Here is a 20,899-nt window from a genome sequence, read left to right as displayed (position 1 = left end):
ATGCATCATCATGTCGCCCACCCCTATATGGCGAACTCCGTTCCCACGTTGAAGCAGGAGATGCTTGACGCGATCGGCGTCGACAGTATCGAACAACTGTTCCAACAGATACCTTCCGATCACCGGCTGCAGCGGCCGATCGATCTGCCGCCGGCTCTCAATGAAAGCGAGCTGCGCCGGCACCTCATCAGTACGTTGTCGAGGAACAGGACCTGTGAGCAAAACCTGAACTTTCTCGGTGCCGGCTGTTGGCAGCACCACGTTCCGGCGGCGTGCGACGAGGTCGTACGGCGCAACGAATGGTTGACCTCGGTTTTTGGCGAGCCCAGTTCCGATCACGGCCGCAACCAGGCCTGGTTCGAGTTCTGCAGCCAGCTCGGCGAATTGCTGAACATGGACCTGGTCGGCCTGCCGGTACGCAGCTGGGGGTGCGCCGCGGGCCATGCCATTCGCATGGCGACACGGATCACCGGGCGTAACGAAGTGGCCGTGGTACGCGCCATTGACCCGGAGCGACTGTCGATCATCCGCAACTACTGCGAGCCCGTGGAGATGCCAGGACATATCGCCGTGCGCCTCGTGGACTACGATGCGCAGACCGGCTTGCTGGATCTCGATCATCTTCGGGCCTGCATCGGTGCGCAAACGGCTGCCGTCTACTTCGAAACACCGTCATATTTCGGCGTGATAGAGCAGCAAGGTGCTGAGATTGCCGCCATTGCCCATGCCGTGGGTGCAGAAGTGATCGTTGGCGTCGACCCGATCTCGTTGGGAGTGCTTGCCGCGCCCATCGATTTCGGCGCGGACATTGTGGTCGGAACCACCCAGCCGCTGGGTGTGCACATGAATTGCGGTGGCGGGGTCAGTGGTTTCATCGCCACCCGCGACGAAGAAATGTATGCCCATCAGTACCCGACGCTGTTCATCAGCATTGCTGAAACCACGCAGCCTGGTGAATACGGTTTCGGCCTGAGTCTGTTCGAACAATCCTCCTACGGCTTGCGTGACAAGGGTAACGATTGGACTGGGCACTCGGTTTACATGTGGGCCATCGCCAACGCCGTGTACATGGCGATGATGGGGCCGCAAGGCTTCGAGGATGTGGGCAGGCTCATCCTCCAACGGGCTCGCTACGCGGCCATGCTGCTGGCGAAGATTCCCGGCTTGGAAGTGAAATTCCCTCGCGGCTTCTTCAAGGAGTTCGTGGTGAATTTCGACGCTACCGGGCTGAGCGTGAAGGCAATCAATAAACGCTTGCTTGCACTCGGGATCTTCGGCGGCAAAGACCTGACCCAGGATTTTCCAGAACTTGGCGCCAGTGCCTTGTACTGCGTCACCGAGATCCACACGCAGGCCGATATTCAGCGCTTGAGCGCTGCACTCAAGGAGGTCATTGCACAATGAACACATCCCTCAAGCAATACCATGCCCCCGTCTGGAACGAGCCTGTCATCCTTGAAATGGGTTACCCCGGTCGTCGCGGTGTGATTTTTTCCGATGCCGAGGCCGACATACAAGCGGTGGTCGGCGAGGCCGAGGATTTGATCCCCGCCAACATGCGACGCTCGCGTAAACCGGCGTTGCCGGAAATGTCCGAACCCGAAGTGTTGTATCACTACCTGCGGCTGTCGCAACAGACGCTCGGCATGATGAACATCAGCCTGTTCGGGACCTGCACCATGAAGTACAACGCCCAGATCAACGAGGCAATGGCCTGGCGCCCGGAAATCACCCACGTCCACCCCCATCAGGACGAGGACACTCTGCAAGGTGCGCTGCAAGTCGTGCATGGCATGGACATGATCCTGCGGGAGTTGTCCGGAATGGATCAGTTTGTCTTCCAGGCCGGCGGCGGTGCAGACGCTGCCTACACCAGTTGCGCAGTGACCCGTGCCTATCACGCGTCGAGAGGCGAACTGGAGCAGCGCGACGAAATCATCACCACGATCCAGACTCACCCCAGCAGCGCCGCGACGGCCGCCGCCGCCGGATTCAAGGTCATTACCCTGATGATCGAGGAGAACGGTTATCCCTCGCTCGAATCGCTCAAGGCCGCCGTGTCCAATCGCACGGCAGCGCTGATGGTGAACAATCCCGACGACATGGGCGTGTACAACCCGCAGATTCGAGAGTGGGTAAAAGTGGTGCATGAGGCGGGCGGCCTGTGCTTCTACGACCACGCCAACTTCAACGGCGCAATGACCAAGATCCGTGCGCGAGAACTGGGTTTCGATGCATGCATGTTCATGCTGCACAAGACATTCGGAGCGCCTAAGAGTGGAGTAGGGGGACCTGCGGTGGGAGCTTATGGCTGCTCGGCGGAGCTCGCGCCATTCCTGCCGACACCTGTGGTGGCGTATGACGGTGAACGCTATCGCCTCGATTATGACCGTGCGCAAAGCTGCGGCAAGATTCGCGAGTTCTGGGGCAACGTACCGGTCATCCTCAAGGCTTATGCCTGGTCTCGCGCCATGGGCGCGGCAGGGATGGCAGAGGCTTCGGACATCTCGGTCCTGGCCAACAACTACATGGAAAAGGGCCTGCTGGCGATACGGGGGGTCTCCCGTTCGCACCCGGGGATGACGAGCCCGCGGATGGAGATGACCCGCTACAGCCTCGAGCAACTCAAGGAAGAAACCGGGGTCGATGTCCATGATGTACAGAATCGCATGAGCGATTTCGGTATCGACCCCATGTGGAGTAGCCATCATCCCTGGCTGGTACCAGAGCCTTTCACGCCCGAACCAGGCGAGATGTACGGCAAGGAGGCGCTGGACACCTGGATTGCGGTGCTTGCGCACGTTTGCGACGAGGCGTACTCGAATCCGGAGATCGTCAAGACGTCGCCGCACAACCAGGCGATCCACCGGCTCAAGGGCGCCTCGCTGGAGGATCCGGCGCGCTGGGCCATGACCTGGCGCGCGTACCGGCGCAAAAACAAGCGTCAGACGGCTTGAACCGACGCGTAGCGTGACAGCGGCCCCTCGATCAAGCGGGGTCGCTTCAGAAACCTGAACAGAGCTAACAATCAGCCATCGGTGGTTTTCAGCACGATAAGCCGGCTGGCGATCACCCTACAGGATCATCTCATGTCGATTTTCGAAACGGGTCTCGGACCCTCGGCGGTCAATCATGTCGCCCTCTCTCCGCTGAGCTTCATCGAGCGCACGGCCTCTGTCTACGGTGACTACCCCTCAGTGATATATGGCCCCATTCGACGCAACTGGCGACAGACCTACGAGCGCTGCCGACGCCTGGCCAGCACACTCGTCAGGCACGGTATCGGCAAGGGCGATACGGTGGCGGTGATGCTACCCAATATTCCTGAGATGCTCGAAGTTCACTTCGGTGTACCGATGATCGGCGCGGTCCTCAATACGTTGAACGTGCGCCTCGATGCGCAGGCCATTGCCTTCATGCTGGAACATGGCGAGGCCAAGGTGTTGATCACCGATCGGGAATTTCATGCTGTTATTCGCAAGGCCCTGGGATCGCTTGCCCAGCCCCCGCTGGTCATCGATGTGAACGATCCGGCATATGGGGATGGCGAGGCCGTGAGCCCGTTGGATTATGAAGCGTTTCTCGCTGACGGCGATCCCCGGTTCGCCTGGCAATGGCCCGCTGATGAATGGCAAGCCATTTCGCTCAACTACACATCCGGCACTACCGGTGACCCCAAGGGCGTCATCTATCATCATCGCGGTGCCTATCTCAACGCATTGGGCAATCAGATGACCTGGGCCATGGGGCACCACCCGGTTTATCTGTGGACATTGCCGATGTTCCATTGCAACGGCTGGTGCTATCCATGGACGGTCACCGCCCTGGCCGGAACGCATGTTTTCCTGCGTCGGATCGACCCGCAGCGGATTCTTGCGTTGATCAACGAGCATCGGGTCAGTCACCTCTGTGGAGCGCCCGTGGTTTTCAACGGGTTGGTCAACCTGCCCGAAGCGAACAGAATCACCCTCGATCATCCGGTGGATGCGATGCTGGCGGGCGCGGCACCGCCGGCTAAAGTCATCGACGCGGTCGAGCGGATGGGCATCAAGGTCACCCACGTCTATGGTCTGACCGAAGTCTACGGCCCGGTGACTGTATGCGCCTGGCATACGCAGTGGGACGAGCAGCCGTTGGAGGAGCGTGCAAGGATCAAGTCGCGCCAGGGCGTACGCTACCCGACGCTGGAAGGGCTGATGGTCGCCGACCCGCAAACCCTTGAGCCGGTGCCCTTCGACGGCACCTGCGTCGGAGAAATCTTCATGCGCGGCAACACGGTCATGAAGGGATACCTGAAAAACCCCAGGGCGACGGATGAGGCATTCGACGGTGGCTGGTTCCATACAGGCGACCTGGCGGTTCGTCACCCTGACGGCTATGTCGAAATCAAGGACCGTCTCAAGGACATCATCATCTCGGGCGGGGAAAACATTTCCACCATCGAAATCGAAGATGTTCTCTACCGTCACCCGGCCGTACTCGAGGCCGCTGTGGTCGCCCGCCCGGACGAAAAGTGGGGTGAGACACCCTGCGCTTTCGTCACGCTTAAAGCTGACTATCAGGCCATCGGCGAAGCCGACATCATTCTGTTCTGTCGTGAGCATCTGGCAGGTTTCAAATTGCCCAGGACTGTCGTGTTCGTCGAGTTGCCGAAAACTTCTACAGGCAAGATCCAGAAGTACTTGTTGCGCGATTGGGCCAAGGCCCTCTGAGCGTCGCGGAGCATGGATGCCGGCGCGTTCGTGGTCCGGTGGCAGGAGGCGGCGCCGAATGGCTATTTCATGCCCGGCAGCCGCTTCTGCGTGGCCGGGTATCTTGAAAGTATTCCGGGGCGCCTGTAACAGCTTCCTGCAAAGAGATGAGCGCTCGGTAAACGCCTGGTTCAGCAAGCGCCGGCGTCTGGCGCAAACGGCACAGGTGCCCCCGTCCATCCCGGCGCCAGCCGCCGAAGCGGCGTGATGAGCAGACCGAGACAGGCCAACAGCACGTACAGAAAGCCGGCAATGGCAAACAGCAAACTCAACCCGCCGATTTTGCCGCTGCCCAGTACCGGTGCGAGTGCGTCCTGCCAATCGCCGGGGGCGCTCAACAGCGGGATCGCCCACGCGTCAGCCAGGGTGCCGGCGCCCAGTGCACCGATCGGCATCGCCAGCAGGCAAATCATCTGCCGCGTCGACAAGACGCGTCCCAGCACTTCGGCGGGCAGGCTGCGTTGCCAGAAGCTCTGGTCGCTGCTGGTGCTTAGCGAGAAGCAGCCAAACGCAACGAAAGCTGCTGCGTACAGCAGCATCGGCGAGTCGCTGATGCCGATGCCCAGCACGCTGGCCCCCAGCAGCAGATCCGCGAGCAGTACGGTGCGGATCAGCCGGGCTGGTGGTCTGGCCACTACCCACAACGAGCCGGCGAGCATGCCCAGGCCGCCACAGGTCATCACGGTGCCCAGTACCAGTACCGAATGGCGCTCCATCACTAAAGGCGATATCAGCGCCGAGGCCAGGCCGAGCATCAGGTGTTCCAATGCCAGGTAGGCCAACAGTGCCCACAATGCCGGACGGGCGCGCAGCACGGCCAGCACAGCCGGGATGCCAACGATGGGCGCGGTGTGGCCGGTGCCACTGATGCGCAGCGCCGAAGCGACCAGCGCCAACCAGGTCAGGATGCCCGCGGAAAACAGCACTGCGCCGACGTCCAGCAGCAGCACTCCGGGAACGCCGACAGCGCCCAGCAGCAATGCCGCCAGGGTTGGCGCGAGGAGTTGCGGCAAGCCGACCATCAGTTGCATCAAGCCGTTGGCCCGTCCGATGGCGCGTGGGCTGTGCAGCAAGCGCGGGATCGCCGCCTGGCAGACCAGCATGCGCACCACCAGCGCACTGGAGTTGACCGCGGCGAAGGCATACACCGGGCCGCGTTCCAACGCACCTTGGTCGAACAACCACCACAGCGCCAGCGCGGCGAGGCCACTGCAGCATTCGACACCGAGCAAAATCGCCCGCGCCTCGCAACGGTCCGCCAGCCAGCCGGCCAGCGGTGCGAGGAGTAGACCGGGCAACGCCGACAAAGCGATGATCCAGGCGTAGTCGGTGACACTGGCCTGTTGCTGCAACAACCAGATGCCCAGGCTGAAAGCCGCCAGGGCCGATCCCAGGGTCGACGCGACCTGGCCGAGCCAGACCCACAACCAGGGCCGGACCTCCCGCGCCCCTTGCGGGAGCGAGCCTGCTCGCGATGGCGGTGGGTCAGCCGACATCAATGGCGACTGAGTGCTCGCTCCAGGAGCAGGCTTACGGCCACTGCGGGGAGATGACATCTCTGAGCTCGCATCAATCTTCACGGGACAACGGCGCCTCCAGCGCGGGCCAGTGGTGGCGTAGGTGAGCGGCCAGGGCAGGTGCCGTTCGCGCTTTGAGGATCGACAGGTGATCACAGTCAGCGATCACGCGCTGCTCGAAGTTCAAGGCAACGGCCTGCCACCGCTGCTCGACCGGCGTTGGCGGTTGGCGGCCATGCTCGGCCTCCAGCAGTATCACAGCGCCCGGGTAGGCCGGTGTCGGCTGGTAGTCGGTCGCCAGGTTGGCCAGGAACACCCGCAGCGGGCCGAACAGTGACGTTGCCCTGGCCTGTGCCGGCATCAGGCCCACGGCCTGCATGCGCCCCAGCAGCGTGGCGCATTGTTCATCCGGCTCCTGATTCGCCAGGGTATCCAGGTCAAGCTCCAGACTGCATCCAGCGTCGAGTTCCAGTAACGCCACGTAGCGCCCCAGGGCCTCGCGGGTATCGCGGGCCATGCGCTTGCCCGGTACACGGCTGTCGATCAGCAGCACTGGCGCCACCTGCGCACCACTTGCCTGCAACTGACGGGCGATCTCAAAAGCCAGCCAGCCGCCGAACGAATGTCCCAGCAGATAGTAGGGGCCGTGCGGCACCTGGGCACGGATTTCACGCACGTAGGCGCGAGCCGCCGCCTGCACCGACCCGTGGGGTTCGCTGCGGCCATCGAGGCCACGGGCTTGCAGCCCGATCACCGTCAACCGCGCGTCGAGTTGGCGCACCAACGGTACGAAACTGCTCACGTTGGCGCCTGCGCCCGGCACCATGAACAGGCAGGGCGCGTTGGGCGAACCGGTTTGCAACGTCAGGCTGGCACGGCTGGCGGCAGGTTCGAGCCGATGCGCCTCGCTCTGGGCCAGCGACCGCTCCAGGGCCGCCGCCAGACCTTGCAGATGTGTCGGATCGCGCATGATCGACCAGTGATCGCCTGCGATCCGCTGCTCCACCAAGTCCGCGCCCAGCAGCGCTCGCCAGTCGGCCCCCAGGTCGCGGGTGCCGAACAATTCGGGACGCGCCAAAGCCGCACTGAACAGATGCACGGGCCGGCCCAGGGGAGCCGGTCGATAGCGGACCATGGCGTTGCGCAAGGTCAGGTTCAGGCGCGCCCGGCTGATCAGCGCCGGGCGATCAAAGCCGGGCGGTAACCAACCTCGGCTGCGCGCCGTAGCGAGCACGCCATCAAGGTCCAGGCCGTTGTGCCATGGCACCTGCCTATCTTCATTGACCTGTCGGGTGGCCAGATAGCCAAGCAATTGCTCGCGCAGGTCGCTTTCATCGAGACTGAGGGGCAGCACCGGTGCCCGCAGCGCCCCCGGCTCGCTGCTGTCGATCAGCCCGATGAACGCCACCTGCTCGTCCTCGCCCAGCAGTTGGCGCGCCATTTCGTAGGCCAACACACCGCCAGCCGACCAGCCCGCCAGTCGATAAGGACCGTCGGGCTGAACGGTGCGCAACAGCGTGATGTAGTGCTTGGCGAGAGTCGGGTTGTCGATAGCGTCTTCCAGCTCCGCCGCGGCTTGCACGGCGTAGAGACCGAGATCCGGGTCCAGGTGGCGGGCCAACCGTTCATACGGCAGCGCCTCGCCAGTGCCTTCATGGATGAAGACCAGGGGCGGCTGGCGTCCGCTGCCCGGACGAATACACAGCAGTCCCTGGGTGTCGGCGGCATCCCTCGTCACCACCTGACGGGCCAGTGCCGCCAGGTCCTCGGCGCTGAACAGCGCACCCACCGTGACGTCCAGGCCGTGTGCGCGCAGACCGTCGAGCAGTTGCACCAACAGCAATGAATGTCCGCCGAGGGCGAAGAAGTTGTCGTCGCGGCCGACCTGTTCGACCCCCAGCAGCTGCGACCACAGCTGTGCCAGACAGGTTTCCGTAGCACCGCGCGGCGGTGTGTAGGGGCGTTGTTGCAGAGCCTGGCGGTCCGGCGCCGGCAAGGCGCGCCGATCCAGTTTGCCATTGGCAGTCAGCGGCCATTCTTGCAGTTGTACATAGGCGCCGGGCAGCATGTGTGCTGGCAGTTGTTCAGCCAGCGCAGCGCGCAGCGCCCCCGGCGCCAGGTCACCACCCGACTCGGCCAGCAGGTATGCGACCAGGCGTGGATCCCCCGGCTCGTCCTGGCGCGCCAGCACCACGGCCGAGCGCACGCCGTCCAGCGCCGCGAGGCGCGCTTCGATTTCCCCCAGCTCGATGCGAAAGCCGCGCACCTTGACCTGCTGGTCGTTACGGCCCAGGTACTGCAACCGGCCGTCGACGGTCCAGCGGGCCAGGTCGCCGGTCTTGTAGAGCCGCTCGCCGCGACTTCCGGCGAACCGCGCCGGCTGAAAGCGTTCGGCATCCAGGGCCGGCCGGTTCAGGTAGCCCCGGGCGAGGCCGGGCCCGGCGACATGGATCTCGCCGACCACGCCCTGGGGCACCAACTCGCCGTGTTCATCGAGCAAGTAGATCCGCAGGTCCGGAATCGGCCGACCGATGGGCACCAGTCCGGCGTCGGTGTTGCAGTCGGCAGCTTTGATCGGTTGATAGGTGACGTGCACCGTGGTCTCGGTGATGCCGTACATGTTGACCAATTGCGTAGGGTGGCAGTCTGGTCGTGCGAACCAGGGCCGCAGCGCGGCGGCGTCGAGGGCTTCCCCACCGAACACGATGCAGCGCAGGCAATGGGGCTCGGCGCGGGTCTGCTTCATCCAGGCATAGAAGGCGCTGGGGGTTTGGTTGAGGACCGTGACGCCGGCGTCCACCAGCAGGTCATAGAAGTCCTGCGGGCTGCGTGAGGTCAGATACGGCACTATCACCAGCCGACCGCCATGCAGCAGCGCGCCCCAGATTTCCCAGACCGAGAAGTCGAATGCGAAGGAATGGAACAGCGTCCAGACATCCCGCTCGTTGAACCCGAACCAGCCTTCGGTAGCGCTGAACAGTCGTAGCACCGAGCGGTGTTCGATCATCACACCCTTGGGCACCCCGGTCGAACCGGAGGTGTAGATGATGTACGCCAGGTCGGCATCGCTGGCCTGGGGATCGGGCGGCAGGTCTGTTCCGGGCTGTTCGCTCCAGTTGCCGCGGTGCGGGTCCAGGGATAGCACCGTACAGGCAGCGGGCACCTGCAGCGCTGGCGGTAGTGCCTCTAGGGCCAGTACCACCCGAGGGTTGCTGTCGCCAAGGATGAAGTTCAAGCGTTGTGCGGGATAGACCGGGTCCAGCGGCACATAGGCGCCGCCGGCCTTTAAGCTGGCCAGGATGCCCACGAGCATGTCCAGGCCACGTTCGGCGTGAATTGCCACACGGCTGTCCGGGCCGACACCCAGCTCTCGCAGGCGATGGGCCAGGCGGTTGGCGCGCTGGTTGAGCGCCCGATAACTCAGGGTCTGCGCGCCGTACTGGAGTGCGATGGCATCGCCTCGGCGCGCCGCTTGGGCCTCGAAGCGTTGGTGCAGGCGTTCGCCCGTCGTCGGCGCCAGGGTGACGACAGGGTTGAACCCGTCTACCAACTGCTGGCGTTCGGCCCGACTGAGCAAGTCGATGGTGGTCACGATTTGCCGATCGTCGGCGACCATGGCTCGCAGCACTGCCAACAGAGCGTGCCAATGGCGCGCCACGGTGCCCGCATCGTATAACGCGGTGGCGTAATTGAAACCACCCTGGATCACGCCATCGGCTTCATGGACGTCCAGCGCCAGGTCGAACTTGGCCGTGGTCACGGGCGCGCCAACGCTTTCCAACTGCAAGCCGTTGCCCAGGTCAAGCTCCCCACGGGGCGCGTTCTGCCAGGCCAGCATCAATTGGAAAACCGCGTTATGGGCCTGCGACCGCGGTGGGTTGAGCGCTTCGATGACTTGCTCGAAGGGCAAGTCCTGATGGTCCTGGGCGGCGAGGGCGTGGGCCCTGACCTGGGCCAGCAGTGCGTCGACCCGCGGTCCTTCGTCCAGGTCGATGCACAGGGCCTGGAAATTGACGAAGAAGCCGATCAGCGGTTCCAGCTCGACCCGTGCACGGTTGGCGACAGGGGAGCCGATGACTACCTGCGCCTGGCCCGAAAAGCGACTGACCACCACGGACCAGGCGGCCAGCAAGGTCATGTACAAGGTGACGCCATGGCGCCGGCTCAAGGTTTTGAGACCCTGGGTCAGTTCCGCGTCGATCTGCACCGGCAAGCTGGCACCCGCGTAATCCAGCCGTGGCGGGCGTGGCCGGTCGGTGGGCAGGGTGACGCAGGTCGGTGCCGCGCCCAGGTGTGCGGTCCAGTAGGCACGCTGGCGCTGCAGTTCATCGCCTTGCAGCCATTGGCGTTGCCACAGGGTGTAGTCGCCATACTGGCGCGTCAGCGCCGGCAATGGATCGTCCCGGCCTTGGCTGAAGGCCTGGTAGAGGCGGGAGAACTCGTCGGTGAGCACTCCCATGGACCAGCCGTCCGAGACCAGGTGGTGCACGGTCACCAGCAGGATGTGGTCGTCGGCATCCAGGCGCAGCAGGCGGGCACGGACCGGCCATTGACAAGTGAGATCGAATGGCCGGCCGGCCTCTTCGGCGCAATGGGCTTGCCAGGCTGTCGCATCGGCTGTGCTCAGGTCCAGGCTGGCCAGCGGCAAGGCGGCTGGCGGGTCGATGAGTTGCCGCGCGTGTCCGGCCAGGCTGACGAAGCGCGTGCGCAAGCTTTCATGGCGCGCCACGATGCGGTCAAGGGCTCGGCGCAAGGCGCTTTCATCCAACTGGCCGCGCAAGCGCAAACCGGCCGGCATGTTGAAGGCCGCCGTCGAATCCGGATTGAGCTGCTGGATCAACCAGAGGTTTTGCTGGGCGAACGACAGCGGCAGCGGTTGACTGCGATCAGCCTCCGGCAACGGCGCCAGGCGATTTTGGACGGAACCGCCAAGCAGCGTGGCCAGGGCATGCAGGCGCGGTTGGGCGAAGACTGCCGAGAGCGACACTTCCAAGCCCAAGCGATGGCGGACCTGGGCGAGCAAGCGCAATGCCAGCAGCGAATGCCCGCCGAGGGCGAAAAAGTCATCCTCCCGGCCAATCGGCTCGACGCCAAGCAGTTCACTCCAGATCGCCGCCAGACTGATTTCCAGCTCGCCCTGCGGCGCACTGTAGGGCGTCTGGGCAAATGATTCAGGCGCTGGGGCCGGCAGGCGCAGGCGATCGACCTTGCCATTACCGGTCAGCGGCAGGCTCTGCAGTTGCACGAAGGCGCCTGGCAACATGTACTCCGGCAGGCGTTCGCTCAATTGGCTGCGCAGCGCCAGGGGTGACAGCGCTTGTGTGGCGCTGAAGTAGGCCACCAGGCGGGGTTCCCCCTGCTCGCCGAGTTGCACGACGACCGCTGATTCGCGAATGCCGGGCACTTGATCGAGGCGACTTTCCACCTCGGCCAGCTCGACCCGATAACCGCGGATCTTGACCTGCGAGTCGTTGCGTCCCAGGTATTGCAAGGTGCCCTCGGGGGTCCAGCGTGCCAGGTCGCCGGTTTTGTAGAGGCGTGCTTCGCCGCTTTGGTCGAGGAGATAGTTGATGAAGCGTTCGGCGGTCAGGTCCGGTCGATTCAGGTAACCCTGGGCCAGGGCCGGGCCCGCCACGTGCAACTCACCCACGGCGCCCTGGGGCACCCATTGGCCATGAGCGTCCAACAGGCACACCTGGGTATTGGCAATCGGCCGACCGATCACCGGTACGTCGGCCCATTGCTCAGGGTCGTCGCCCAGGGTATGGGCACAGACCACATGGGTTTCAGTCGGACCGTAGTGGTTGTGCAAGCGTGCCTGCGGATGCTGGCGGAAAAACGCGCGCAGCGCAGTGGTGATGCGCAACGCCTCGCCGGCGACGATCACATCGCGCAGCGCCGGCAATGCCAGCGGTGCTTCGCTCCAGCGCTCGGCGAGGGCCGCCAGGGCAATGTACGGCAGGAACAGGCGTTCGATGCGGCTATCACAGAGCCATTGCGGCAGTGCAGAGAGATCCAGGCGCCGGGCCTCGTCCAGCAACACCAGCGTGCCGCCGCTGCCCAGGGTGGAAAACATTTCCTGGAAGGCCACGTCGAAGCCCAGCGCGGCGAATTGCAGGGTGCGCGCGGCACCGGGCAGCGCGTGACTGGCCTGCCAGGTCAACAGGTTGCTCAGGGCCAGATGCCCCATGGCGACGCCCTTGGGCAGGCCGGTAGAGCCGGAGGTGTACATGACGTACGCCAGATCGTCCGGGCTCGGCTGCGCCAGCGGTGGCGCGGCGGGGGCCGCTGTCGCGGTGGCCGAAAGGCGGACGGACAATGTGCGGCAGCCCTCGCCAGTCCGCAGGGCCTCGACGCGCTCGGCATCCCACAGCAGCAGGCAGGGCTGGCAATCGTCGAGGATGCCTTGCCGACGGGCAATCGGCTGGCTGGGGTCGAGCGGCACATAGGCCGCCCCGGACTTGAGCGTGGCAACCAGGGCCAGCACCATTTCCAGGCTACGGGGCAGGTGGATGGCCACGCGCTGGCCGGGCCCTGCGCCCTGATCGATCATTGCCCAGGCCAAGTGATTGGCCTGGCGGTCCAGTTCGCCATAGCTCAAGCCGCGCCCATGCAGTTCGACGGCAATCGCGTCAGGCTGCAGCAGCGCTTGACGTTCGAAGGGGCGGTGCACCCAGCCCGCCTCGGGGAATGGGGTCGGCGCCGGGTTGAGCTGATGCAGCAGGCGCTGGCGTTCGTCGGCGTCGACCAATACCAAGTGCGTGATCGCCTGTCGATCGTCGGCAATGAACTGCTTCAGTACCTGGACCAGGTAAGACCAATGGCGGCTGACGCTGGCGCAGTCGTACAGGGCGGTGGCGTAGTTGAGCCCGCCGACGATCCGTCCCTCGGCTTCGTAGAGCTCCAGGGAGAGCTCGAACGGCGCGGTGGTCTGCTCGCCGGCCAGGGGCGTGAGGCTCAAGCCGTCGAGGTCCAGGCTGCTGCGGGGCGCGTTCTGCCAGGCGAACATCAGTTGGAACACCGGCGTGTGGGCCAGCGAGCGCGGCGGGTTGAGCGCCTCGACCACGTGTTCGAACGGGACGTCCTGATGGGCTTGGGCATGCAAGGCATGCTCGCGAACCTGGGCCAGCAACTGACCCACCTCCGGGGAGCCGCTCAGGTCTACACACAGCGCCTGGGTGTTGACGAAAAAGCCGATCAGCGGCTCCACCTCACTGCGGGTGCGGTTGGCGACCGGGGTGCCGATGACGACCCGTGCCTGGCCGGACAGGCGCGCCACCACCACGGCCCAGGCGGCCAACAGCGTCATGTACAACGACGTGCCGTGGCGCCGGCCCATTGCCTTGAGCGCCGAAGCGGTGGACTCATCCAGGGCCACCCCCAGGCGCGCGCCGGCGAAATCCTGGCGCGGCGGCCGCGGGCGGTCGGTGGGCAGGTCGACCCGTTCCGGGGCCTCGCGCAGGTGCTCGAGCCAGTAGGCCAGTTGCCTGGTACCACGCTCGCCGGCCAACCATTCACGTTGCCAGGCGGCGTAATCGGCATATTGAATGGCCAGGGGCGCAAGCGAATCGGGTGCATTGCCGTGGAAAGCTTTGTACAGCACCGAGAGTTCGTCGATCAGCACGCCGATGGACCAGCCGTCGGCGATGATGTGGTGCAAGGTCACGTGCAGCGTGTGGCGATGGGCACCCAGGCGCGCCAACCACACCCGCAGCAGCGGGCCTCCGCTCAGATCGAAGGGGCGGGCGGCCTCGTGGGCCATGGCACGTTGCAAGTCGGCGGCTTCGGCCAGCTCCACCCGTTCGTAATCCCAGCGTGGCGTGGGGTCGATGATTTGCCGGACATCGCCGTCCTGCTCGACGAACCGGGTGCGCAGCACCGCGTGGCGCTCGACGATACGCGACAGGGCACGGCACAGGGCATTCTCGTCCAGCTCGCCGTCCAATTGCAGGGCGCCGCTGATGTGGTAGGCGGCGCTGGCCTGGGCGTCCAGGCGGGCGATGAACCAGAGACGCTGCTGGGCGAATGACAAGGGTCGCGCCGCTGCTTGCGGCAATACGGGAATGCCCGTCAGGGCGCTGCGTGTGGCGTTGGCCAGCAGCGGTGCCAGTCCGGCCACGCTCGGGTGCGCATACAGGGTCGCCAGGGACAGTTCCCGGCCCAGGCGCTGGCGCACCCGCGAGACCCATTGCACGGCCAGCAGCGAATGTCCGCCCAGTTCGAAGAAGTCATCGTGCCGGCCCACCCGGGCCACGCCCAGGAGGTCGCACCAGATTTCGGCCATGAGGCATTCCAGCTCGCCACGCGGTGCTTCATAGGCCTGGGCGCTCCAGGCGTCGTCATCGGGGCGCGGCAAGGCCGCGCGGTCGAGTTTGCCGTTGGGCGTCAGCGGCAGGCTGTCCAGCGGCATGATCAGGGCCGGCACCATGTGCCTTGGCAAAACCTCGGTCAGGGCATCGCGCAGGGCCGTCGCGACCAGCGGCCCATGACCGGCGGCCGCTACCGCGTAGCCCACCAACGCCGGTTCTCGGCCTTCGCGCGCCAGGGCCAGCACCGCCGCTGCGCTGATCTGGGGCAACGCCAGCAATGCTGCTTCGATTTCCCCCAGTTCAATGCGGAAACCGCGAATCTTGACCTGGAAGTCGTTGCGCCCCAGATAGTGGAGCTGCCCCTCGGCATCCCAGAAGCCAAGGTCGCCCGTGCGGTACAGCCGTGCCGTCGGGTCGCTGCTGAAGGGGTCGGCCAGGAAGCGCTCTCGGGTCAGTTCCGGGCGGCGATGGTAACCGCGCCCGACGCCGGCACCGCCGATGTACAGCTCGCCCGGCACGCCCATCGGCAACGGTTGCAGGGCCTCGTCGAGGACGTGCACCTGGGTGTTGTCGATGGGCCGACCGATGTGCGGTTGGAACCCCCGATCACGGTCCATCGACACCCAGGTCGAATAGACCGTGGTTTCGGTCGGACCATAGAGATTGTTGACCTGGCGCACCGCGCTGTTGGCGAACAACCGCTCCACCAATCTCCGGGGCAGCGCCTCGCCGGCCAGGTTGACGCACTCCAGCGAAGCCGCCAGGGCATCGGCGCGCAGCAGCGCGTCGAGCGCTGACGGCACGGTGTTGAGCAGGCTCAGGTCCGGGCGTTGGTCGAGCAAGGCGAGGGCGTCGTCCACCAGTTCCAGGGTCCCGCCACAGGACAGCGGCGCGAAGCACTCGAACACCGACAGGTCGAAGTTGACCGAGGTGCTGAACAGGCTGCGTTCGAGAGTTTGCGCACTGAAGCTGCGCAGCGCCCAGTCAAGGAAGTTGCGCGCGTTGCGATGCTCGATCATCACGCCTTTGGGCTGCCCGGTGGATCCGGACGTGTAGATCATATAGGCCAGGTGGTGAGGCTCAAGCCCCACGCCCAACAGCGCGTCGCCCTGCGGTGCGTTGCCGCCGCGCAGCACCTCGTCGACGTTCAGTCGCTGGCATTCGCCAGTGAGTGTCAGCGTCAGCGGCGCATCGCTCATCGTCAGAACGGCCACCGGGGCGCTGTCTTCGAGCATGTAGGCCAGGCGCTGGGCCGGGTACGCCGGGTCCAGCGGAACATAGGCGCCGCCGGCCTTGAGCACGGCGAACAGCGCGACGATCAGTTCCGGGCTGCGGCGCAGATGGATACCGACCCGCTGGTCGGGGCCGACGCCGAGTGCCTGCAGATGCCGGGCCAGTAGATTGGCTTGGCGCTCCAGCTGGGCATAGGTCAGTTCATAACCCTTGCAACGTACCGCCACCGCCCCTGGCGTAAGGCGCGCCTGGGTTTCGATGCGCTCGTGCAGCAGGGCGCGCTCGGGTTGGGCGCGCTGGGTGGCGTTGAACCGCGCCAGTTGTTGGCGTTCTTGCGCCGGCAGTACGTCGAGGCTGCGGGCAAGCCGCTGCGGGTCGCTGTCCAAGGCTTCGACAAGGCTGGCCAGGGCGCAGTGCATGAAGTCCCACGCCCGTTGTGCCCCTACGGTCCCGGCAATCTGCGCAGTCAGGCTGAAACCCTGGCCCAGGTCGTCCACCGAAAAGGTGAAGGGATAGTTGGTGCGCTCGGCGGTGCTGAGCACACGCATGCCCTCCACCTGCTGGTGCGGGGTGTCTTCCAGGCTGTAGCGGAAATTGAGCAAGGCGCAAAACAGTGGTGTACCGGACGGTACGCCGCTGCAGCGCTGGGCCAGGGTCAATGGCGTATGCTCATGTTCGAGCAGCGCCGACAACGCCTGGTGGGTGTCCTGCAGACTGTCGACCACCGAACGCTGTGCAAAACCGATGCGCAGCGGCAGGGTATTGATGAACACGCCCAATGCCTGGTCGGCACCTTGAACCCCTTGTAGTCGCCCCAGCAACACCGTACCGAACACCACGTCGGCGCGGCCGGTAGCCTTGCCCAACACCAGTGCCATGGCCAGGTGGAAGACGCTGGCAACGCCCACCCGATGCTGTCGTGCCGCCTGGCGCAGGGCTGTCGCCAGCGCCGGTTCGAGGGGCGCGCGTACTTCGTCGAGCGCGCCGGTATTTTGCACATCGAGCAGCCCGAACGGCGCCGTGGGCTCGCTGACGTCGGCCAGCATCGATTGGAAAAACGCTTGCTGCCGGACGCTGTCCTGGCCACGCCGTGCGTGCGCGACGAAGCGGCGGAACGGCGCTGGCTCTCCTAGTGCACTGTGTCGGCCCTGTTGAATCAGGACGATTTCTTCGACCATGCGCTCCAGCGTCGTGTGGTCCAGTACCAGATGATGGTGCAAGACCTGCAACAGCCAGCGCTGTTGCGCGGCGTCGAATGCCTTGATCACCCGCAGCAACGGTGCCTGGCGGATGTCCAGGCGTCGCTGGCGGGAATCGGTGTGGGCTTGCAACTGCGCCAGCGCATCGCCTTGAGTGATACGCAGGACTTCGACCGGCAGCGGTGCGGTGCGCCAGACCATCTGCACCGGTTGGTCCAGGTCTTCCCAGGCCAGGGCGGTGCGCAGGATGTCGTGACGCTCGATGACCTGTTGCAAGGCTGCGCAGAACGCGTCCAGGCCGGTCTCCTGGTCAAACGCCAGGGTGGTGTGCAGCAGGTAGGTGTCGCCCTGGTCCTGCAAGAGATAATGAAAAAACAGGCCTTCCTGTAAGGGGGCCAAAGGGTAGATGTCCTGTACGTTGGCCGCGCCCCCTTCCACATTGGCAACGATCCGGTCGATCTGTGCCTGAGTCAGGTCAACCAAGGGCAGCAGGTCCGGGGTGATCCGAGTGCAGCCCGCCGGCAAGGGGCCGCCTGGTACGTCAAGGGCATCGGCCGGGGCCTCGCCATGTTCAGTCAGGAGCGTCGCGAGTGCGCCGACCGTGGGGGCGCCGAACAGGGTGCGCACATCGATGGCCCAACCGTCCACTCGCATCTGCTCGACCAGCTGCACCGCCAGCAGCGAATGCCCGCCCAAGGCAAAGAAATTGTCCTGGCGTCCCACCCTCGGCACGCCGAGGGTTTGCGCCCACAGCTCGGCGAGGCGACTTTCCACCGGCCCCTGTGGCGCTTCGTAGCGCTGCATGGCGAAGTGGTCTTCACTCGGCTCGGGCAGGGCGCGACGGTCCAGCTTGCCGTTGGCGGTCAGGCTGAAAGCCCCCACCTGCACAAAGGCCGCCGGCAGCATGTAGTCGGGCAACACCGCAGCCAACCGGCCTCGCAGCTCATTGGGCTGTTGAGCCTGAGTCGCGCTGAAATAGGCCAGAAGGCGCTGCTGGGCATCGACCCGCACTACCGCTTCAGTGATGCCGGGTAGAGCCTTGAGCTGAGCTTCGATTTCCCCCAACTCGATGCGAAAACCGCGGACCTTGACCTGCAGGTCGTTGCGTCCGAGGAACATCAACACGCCGTCAGCACGCCAACGCACCAGGTCGCCGGTGCGGTACAGCCGTGCCCCTGGAATGAAAGGGTTGGCGACGAAGCGCTCTTCGCTCAATTGCGCCTGGTTCTGGTAACCGAGGGCCAGCCCGTCGCCGCCGATGTACAGCTCGCCCGCGACGCCGATGGGCAGTGCCTGGCGCTGCTCGTCGAGGACGTAGACCTGGGTATTGCCGATGGGCCGGCCGATGGGAATGTCGCCCGCCAGCGCATCCTCTAGCGTGATGCAGTGGGTGGTGGCGAAGGTGGTGCTTTCAGTGGGGCCGTAGCCGTTGAGCAACTGTCCCGGAGGCGACTGGCGCAGCACCCGTTCGATACAACGCGGGTCGAGCACATCACCGCCCACCATCAACAAGCGCAGGGCGGCGAAGGACGGGGCCAGGGCGTCGGCGAACTGATGGAACAACCCGGCGGTGAGCCACAGCACGCTGACTTCATGGCGCAGCAGATGCTCATTCAAGCGCTCGGCGTCGAGCACGGTCTGGCGCGGGCAGACCACCAGGCAACCGCCGTTGAGCAAGGCCCCCCAGATTTCCAGGGTGCTGGCGTCGAAGGCCGGGTTGGCGGCGAGGGCGATGCGATCCTGGGCGCTGAAGTCGGCAAAGCCGTTGTTGCGCACCAGCCGGGTGACCGCCCGGTGCGGTACCTGCACGCCCTTGGGCACGCCAGTAGATCCGGAGGTGTACATGATGTAGGCAGGCGTATTCGCCGGCGCTGCGTTGACCTGGCGCGGGGGCGCATCATCGTCCAAGGACAGGTCTGAGTCCCACGGGACCAGCACCCGGCACGCCATGGCAGTGTCCAGTGGCGCGTCCGGCCATTCGTCAGCGAGCAACCAGGCGCTTGCGCAATCCTCGAGCAGGGCGCGCTGGCGCTGCGCCGGGGTGGCGGTGTCGATGGGCACATAGGTCGCACCGTTCTTCAGGATTGCCAGGATTGCCGTGATCAGGCGCGGACCACGCTCCAGGCACAGCGCCACCCGGGCGCCTTCGCCAATGCCTTGGGCGGCCAGCCAGTGAGCCAGTTGCTCGGCGCGCTGATCGAGCTGGCGGTAGCTTATGGAACCGGCGTCGTCCTGAATCGCCGTGGCTTCGGGGCGACGGCGGGCTTGGGCCTGGAAGAGACTGTGCAACGGCTCGTCGGCGGGGTAGTCGCGGGCCGTGTCGTTGAAGCCGCGCAACACCTGGTGATGTTCGTCCTCACCAAGGATCGACAGCCCGTCGAGGGCCTGCCGGTCATCGTTGACCATTGCCTGCAAGGTGGTGCACAACGCCTGCCAATGACGTTGCACGGTGGCAGCGTCAAACAGAGCGGTGGCGTAGGTCAGGCGTCCGGCGATCATGCCGTCGCGCTCGTGCAGGTTCAGGGTCAGGTCGAACTTGGCGCTGTCTTCGGCGGTGGTCAGCGGCGTCAGCTCCAGGGTGCCCAGTTCAAGGCTAGGCTGCGGCGCGTTCTGCCAGGCGAACATGACTTGGAAGATCGGGCTGTGGGCCAATGAGCGCGGCGGGTTCAAGGCCTCCACCACTTGCTCGAAGGCAACGTCCTGGTGCGCCTGAGCGTCCAGGGCAGTACGCTGTACCTGGGCCAGCAGTTGGTCCACCCGCTCGACTTCGCCAAAGCGCACCCGCAGGGCCTGGGTGTTGACGAAGAAGCCGATCAACGGTTCGATCTCTGCGCGGGTGCGGTTGGCCAGCACCGTGCCGATCACCACGTCGTCCTGCCCGGACAGGCGTGCCAGGACCACCGACCAGGCGGCCATCACGGTCATGAACAAGGTGTTGCCATGGCGCTCGTTCAGCTGCCTGAGGGCCTGCACCAATGCCGCCTCCATGCTCACGTCGAGACTGGCACCGGTGAAGTCCTGTTGCGCCGGGCGCGGCCGGTCCAGCGTCAACTGCAACAACGCCGGCGCGTCTGCGAGCTGCCCGCGCCAGTAGTCCAGTTGTTCGGTGACCCGTTGGACCTGACGAGGAGAGCGCTGCCACAGCGCGTAATCGGCGTACTGGATCGCCAGTGGCGGCAGCGGATCGGTGCGGTCCTGAATAAACGCTTGATAGAGTTCGCTCAGCTCACGGGTGAGCACGGCCAGTGACCAGGCGTCGCCGACAATATGATGCAAGGTCACCAGCAGCACATGCTCCTGGTCGGCCAGGCGCAGCAGACAGCCGCGGATCAGCGGGCCGCGCGCCAGGTCGAAAGGTGCCTCGGCGGCTTCGAGGCAATGGTCCTGGAACGCCGTGACGGGCTGGCCCCGTAGATCGACGCTGCGCAGGAAGAAATCCGCTGGCGGATCGATGACTTGGCAGGGCTCGCCGCCTTCGGTGACGAACCGAGTACGCAGGGCTTCATGCCGCTCGACGATGCGCGACAGCGCGGCGCGCAATGCAGGCTCGTGCAATTCACCGCGCAGGCGTAAACCGCCGGCCATGTGATAAGCCGCACTGGCCTGGGCGTCCAGGTGCGCGATGAACCACAGGCGTTGCTGGGCGAACGACAGCGGCAGCGGCTCCCGCCGTGCAAGGGCCGGGATCGGCGCAGCGCCAAGGCGGCCGGACGCGGCCAAGGCTTCGATGGCTCGCGCCTGCTGTTGCAAGGTCGGGTGCTCGAAAACGCTGGCCAGGGGCAGCTCGATCCGCAGTTGTTGGCGCAGTTGGGAAACCAGTTGCACGGCCAGCAGCGAATGACCACCGGACTGGAAAAAATGCGCTTGTCGGCTGACCTGCGCCAGGCCCA

5 protein-coding genes (1 of these 5 only partly in view) are annotated in these 20,899 nt (G+C 65.1%); 3 read left to right on the top strand and 2 right to left on the bottom strand.

What is annotated here, in order from left to right; all coding sequences use genetic code 11:
• From gcvPA to ACLEJR_RS11175, 3 genes are all read left to right on the top strand, one after another.
• Nucleotides 1-1,404: an aminomethyl-transferring glycine dehydrogenase subunit GcvPA gene (gcvPA, locus tag ACLEJR_RS11185; RefSeq protein WP_440813910.1), complete on the top strand. Its 1,404-nt coding sequence runs from the start codon at nucleotides 1-3 to the stop codon at nucleotides 1,402-1,404.
• On the top strand, nucleotides 1,401-2,957 hold the full coding sequence (gene gcvPB / locus ACLEJR_RS11180) for an aminomethyl-transferring glycine dehydrogenase subunit GcvPB (protein ID WP_440813908.1): 1,557 nt from the start codon (nucleotides 1,401-1,403) through the stop codon (nucleotides 2,955-2,957). The genes gcvPA and gcvPB overlap by 4 nt, the downstream gene beginning before the upstream one ends.
• A 132-nt stretch (nucleotides 2,958-3,089) precedes the next feature.
• The gene (locus tag ACLEJR_RS11175; RefSeq protein WP_440813905.1) at nucleotides 3,090-4,712 is read left to right on the top strand and encodes an acyl-CoA synthetase; all 1,623 of its coding nucleotides are present in this window, start codon (nucleotides 3,090-3,092) and stop codon (nucleotides 4,710-4,712) included.
• A gap of 170 nt (nucleotides 4,713-4,882) precedes the next feature.
• On the opposite strand, the gene ACLEJR_RS11170 is transcribed toward ACLEJR_RS11175, so the two are convergent.
• Together ACLEJR_RS11170 and ACLEJR_RS11165 are read right to left on the bottom strand one after the other, a co-directional pair.
• Nucleotides 4,883-6,178: an MFS transporter gene (locus tag ACLEJR_RS11170; RefSeq protein WP_440813904.1), complete on the bottom strand. Its 1,296-nt coding sequence runs from the start codon at nucleotides 6,176-6,178 to the stop codon at nucleotides 4,883-4,885.
• Nucleotides 6,179-6,320: 142 nt separating this feature from the next.
• Nucleotides 6,321-20,899: the 3' portion of a non-ribosomal peptide synthase/polyketide synthase gene (locus tag ACLEJR_RS11165; protein ID WP_440813901.1), read on the bottom strand. Its footprint extends 3,220 nt past the window's final position; the window shows 14,579 of its 17,799 coding nt (coding positions 3,221-17,799); the start codon falls outside the window, past its right edge; the stop codon is at nucleotides 6,321-6,323.

The organism is Pseudomonas sp. SMN5, from assembly GCF_052041925.1.
Lineage (GTDB): Bacteria > Pseudomonadota > Gammaproteobacteria > Pseudomonadales > Pseudomonadaceae > Aquipseudomonas.
This window is presented reverse-complemented; position numbering and strand designations above follow the sequence as displayed.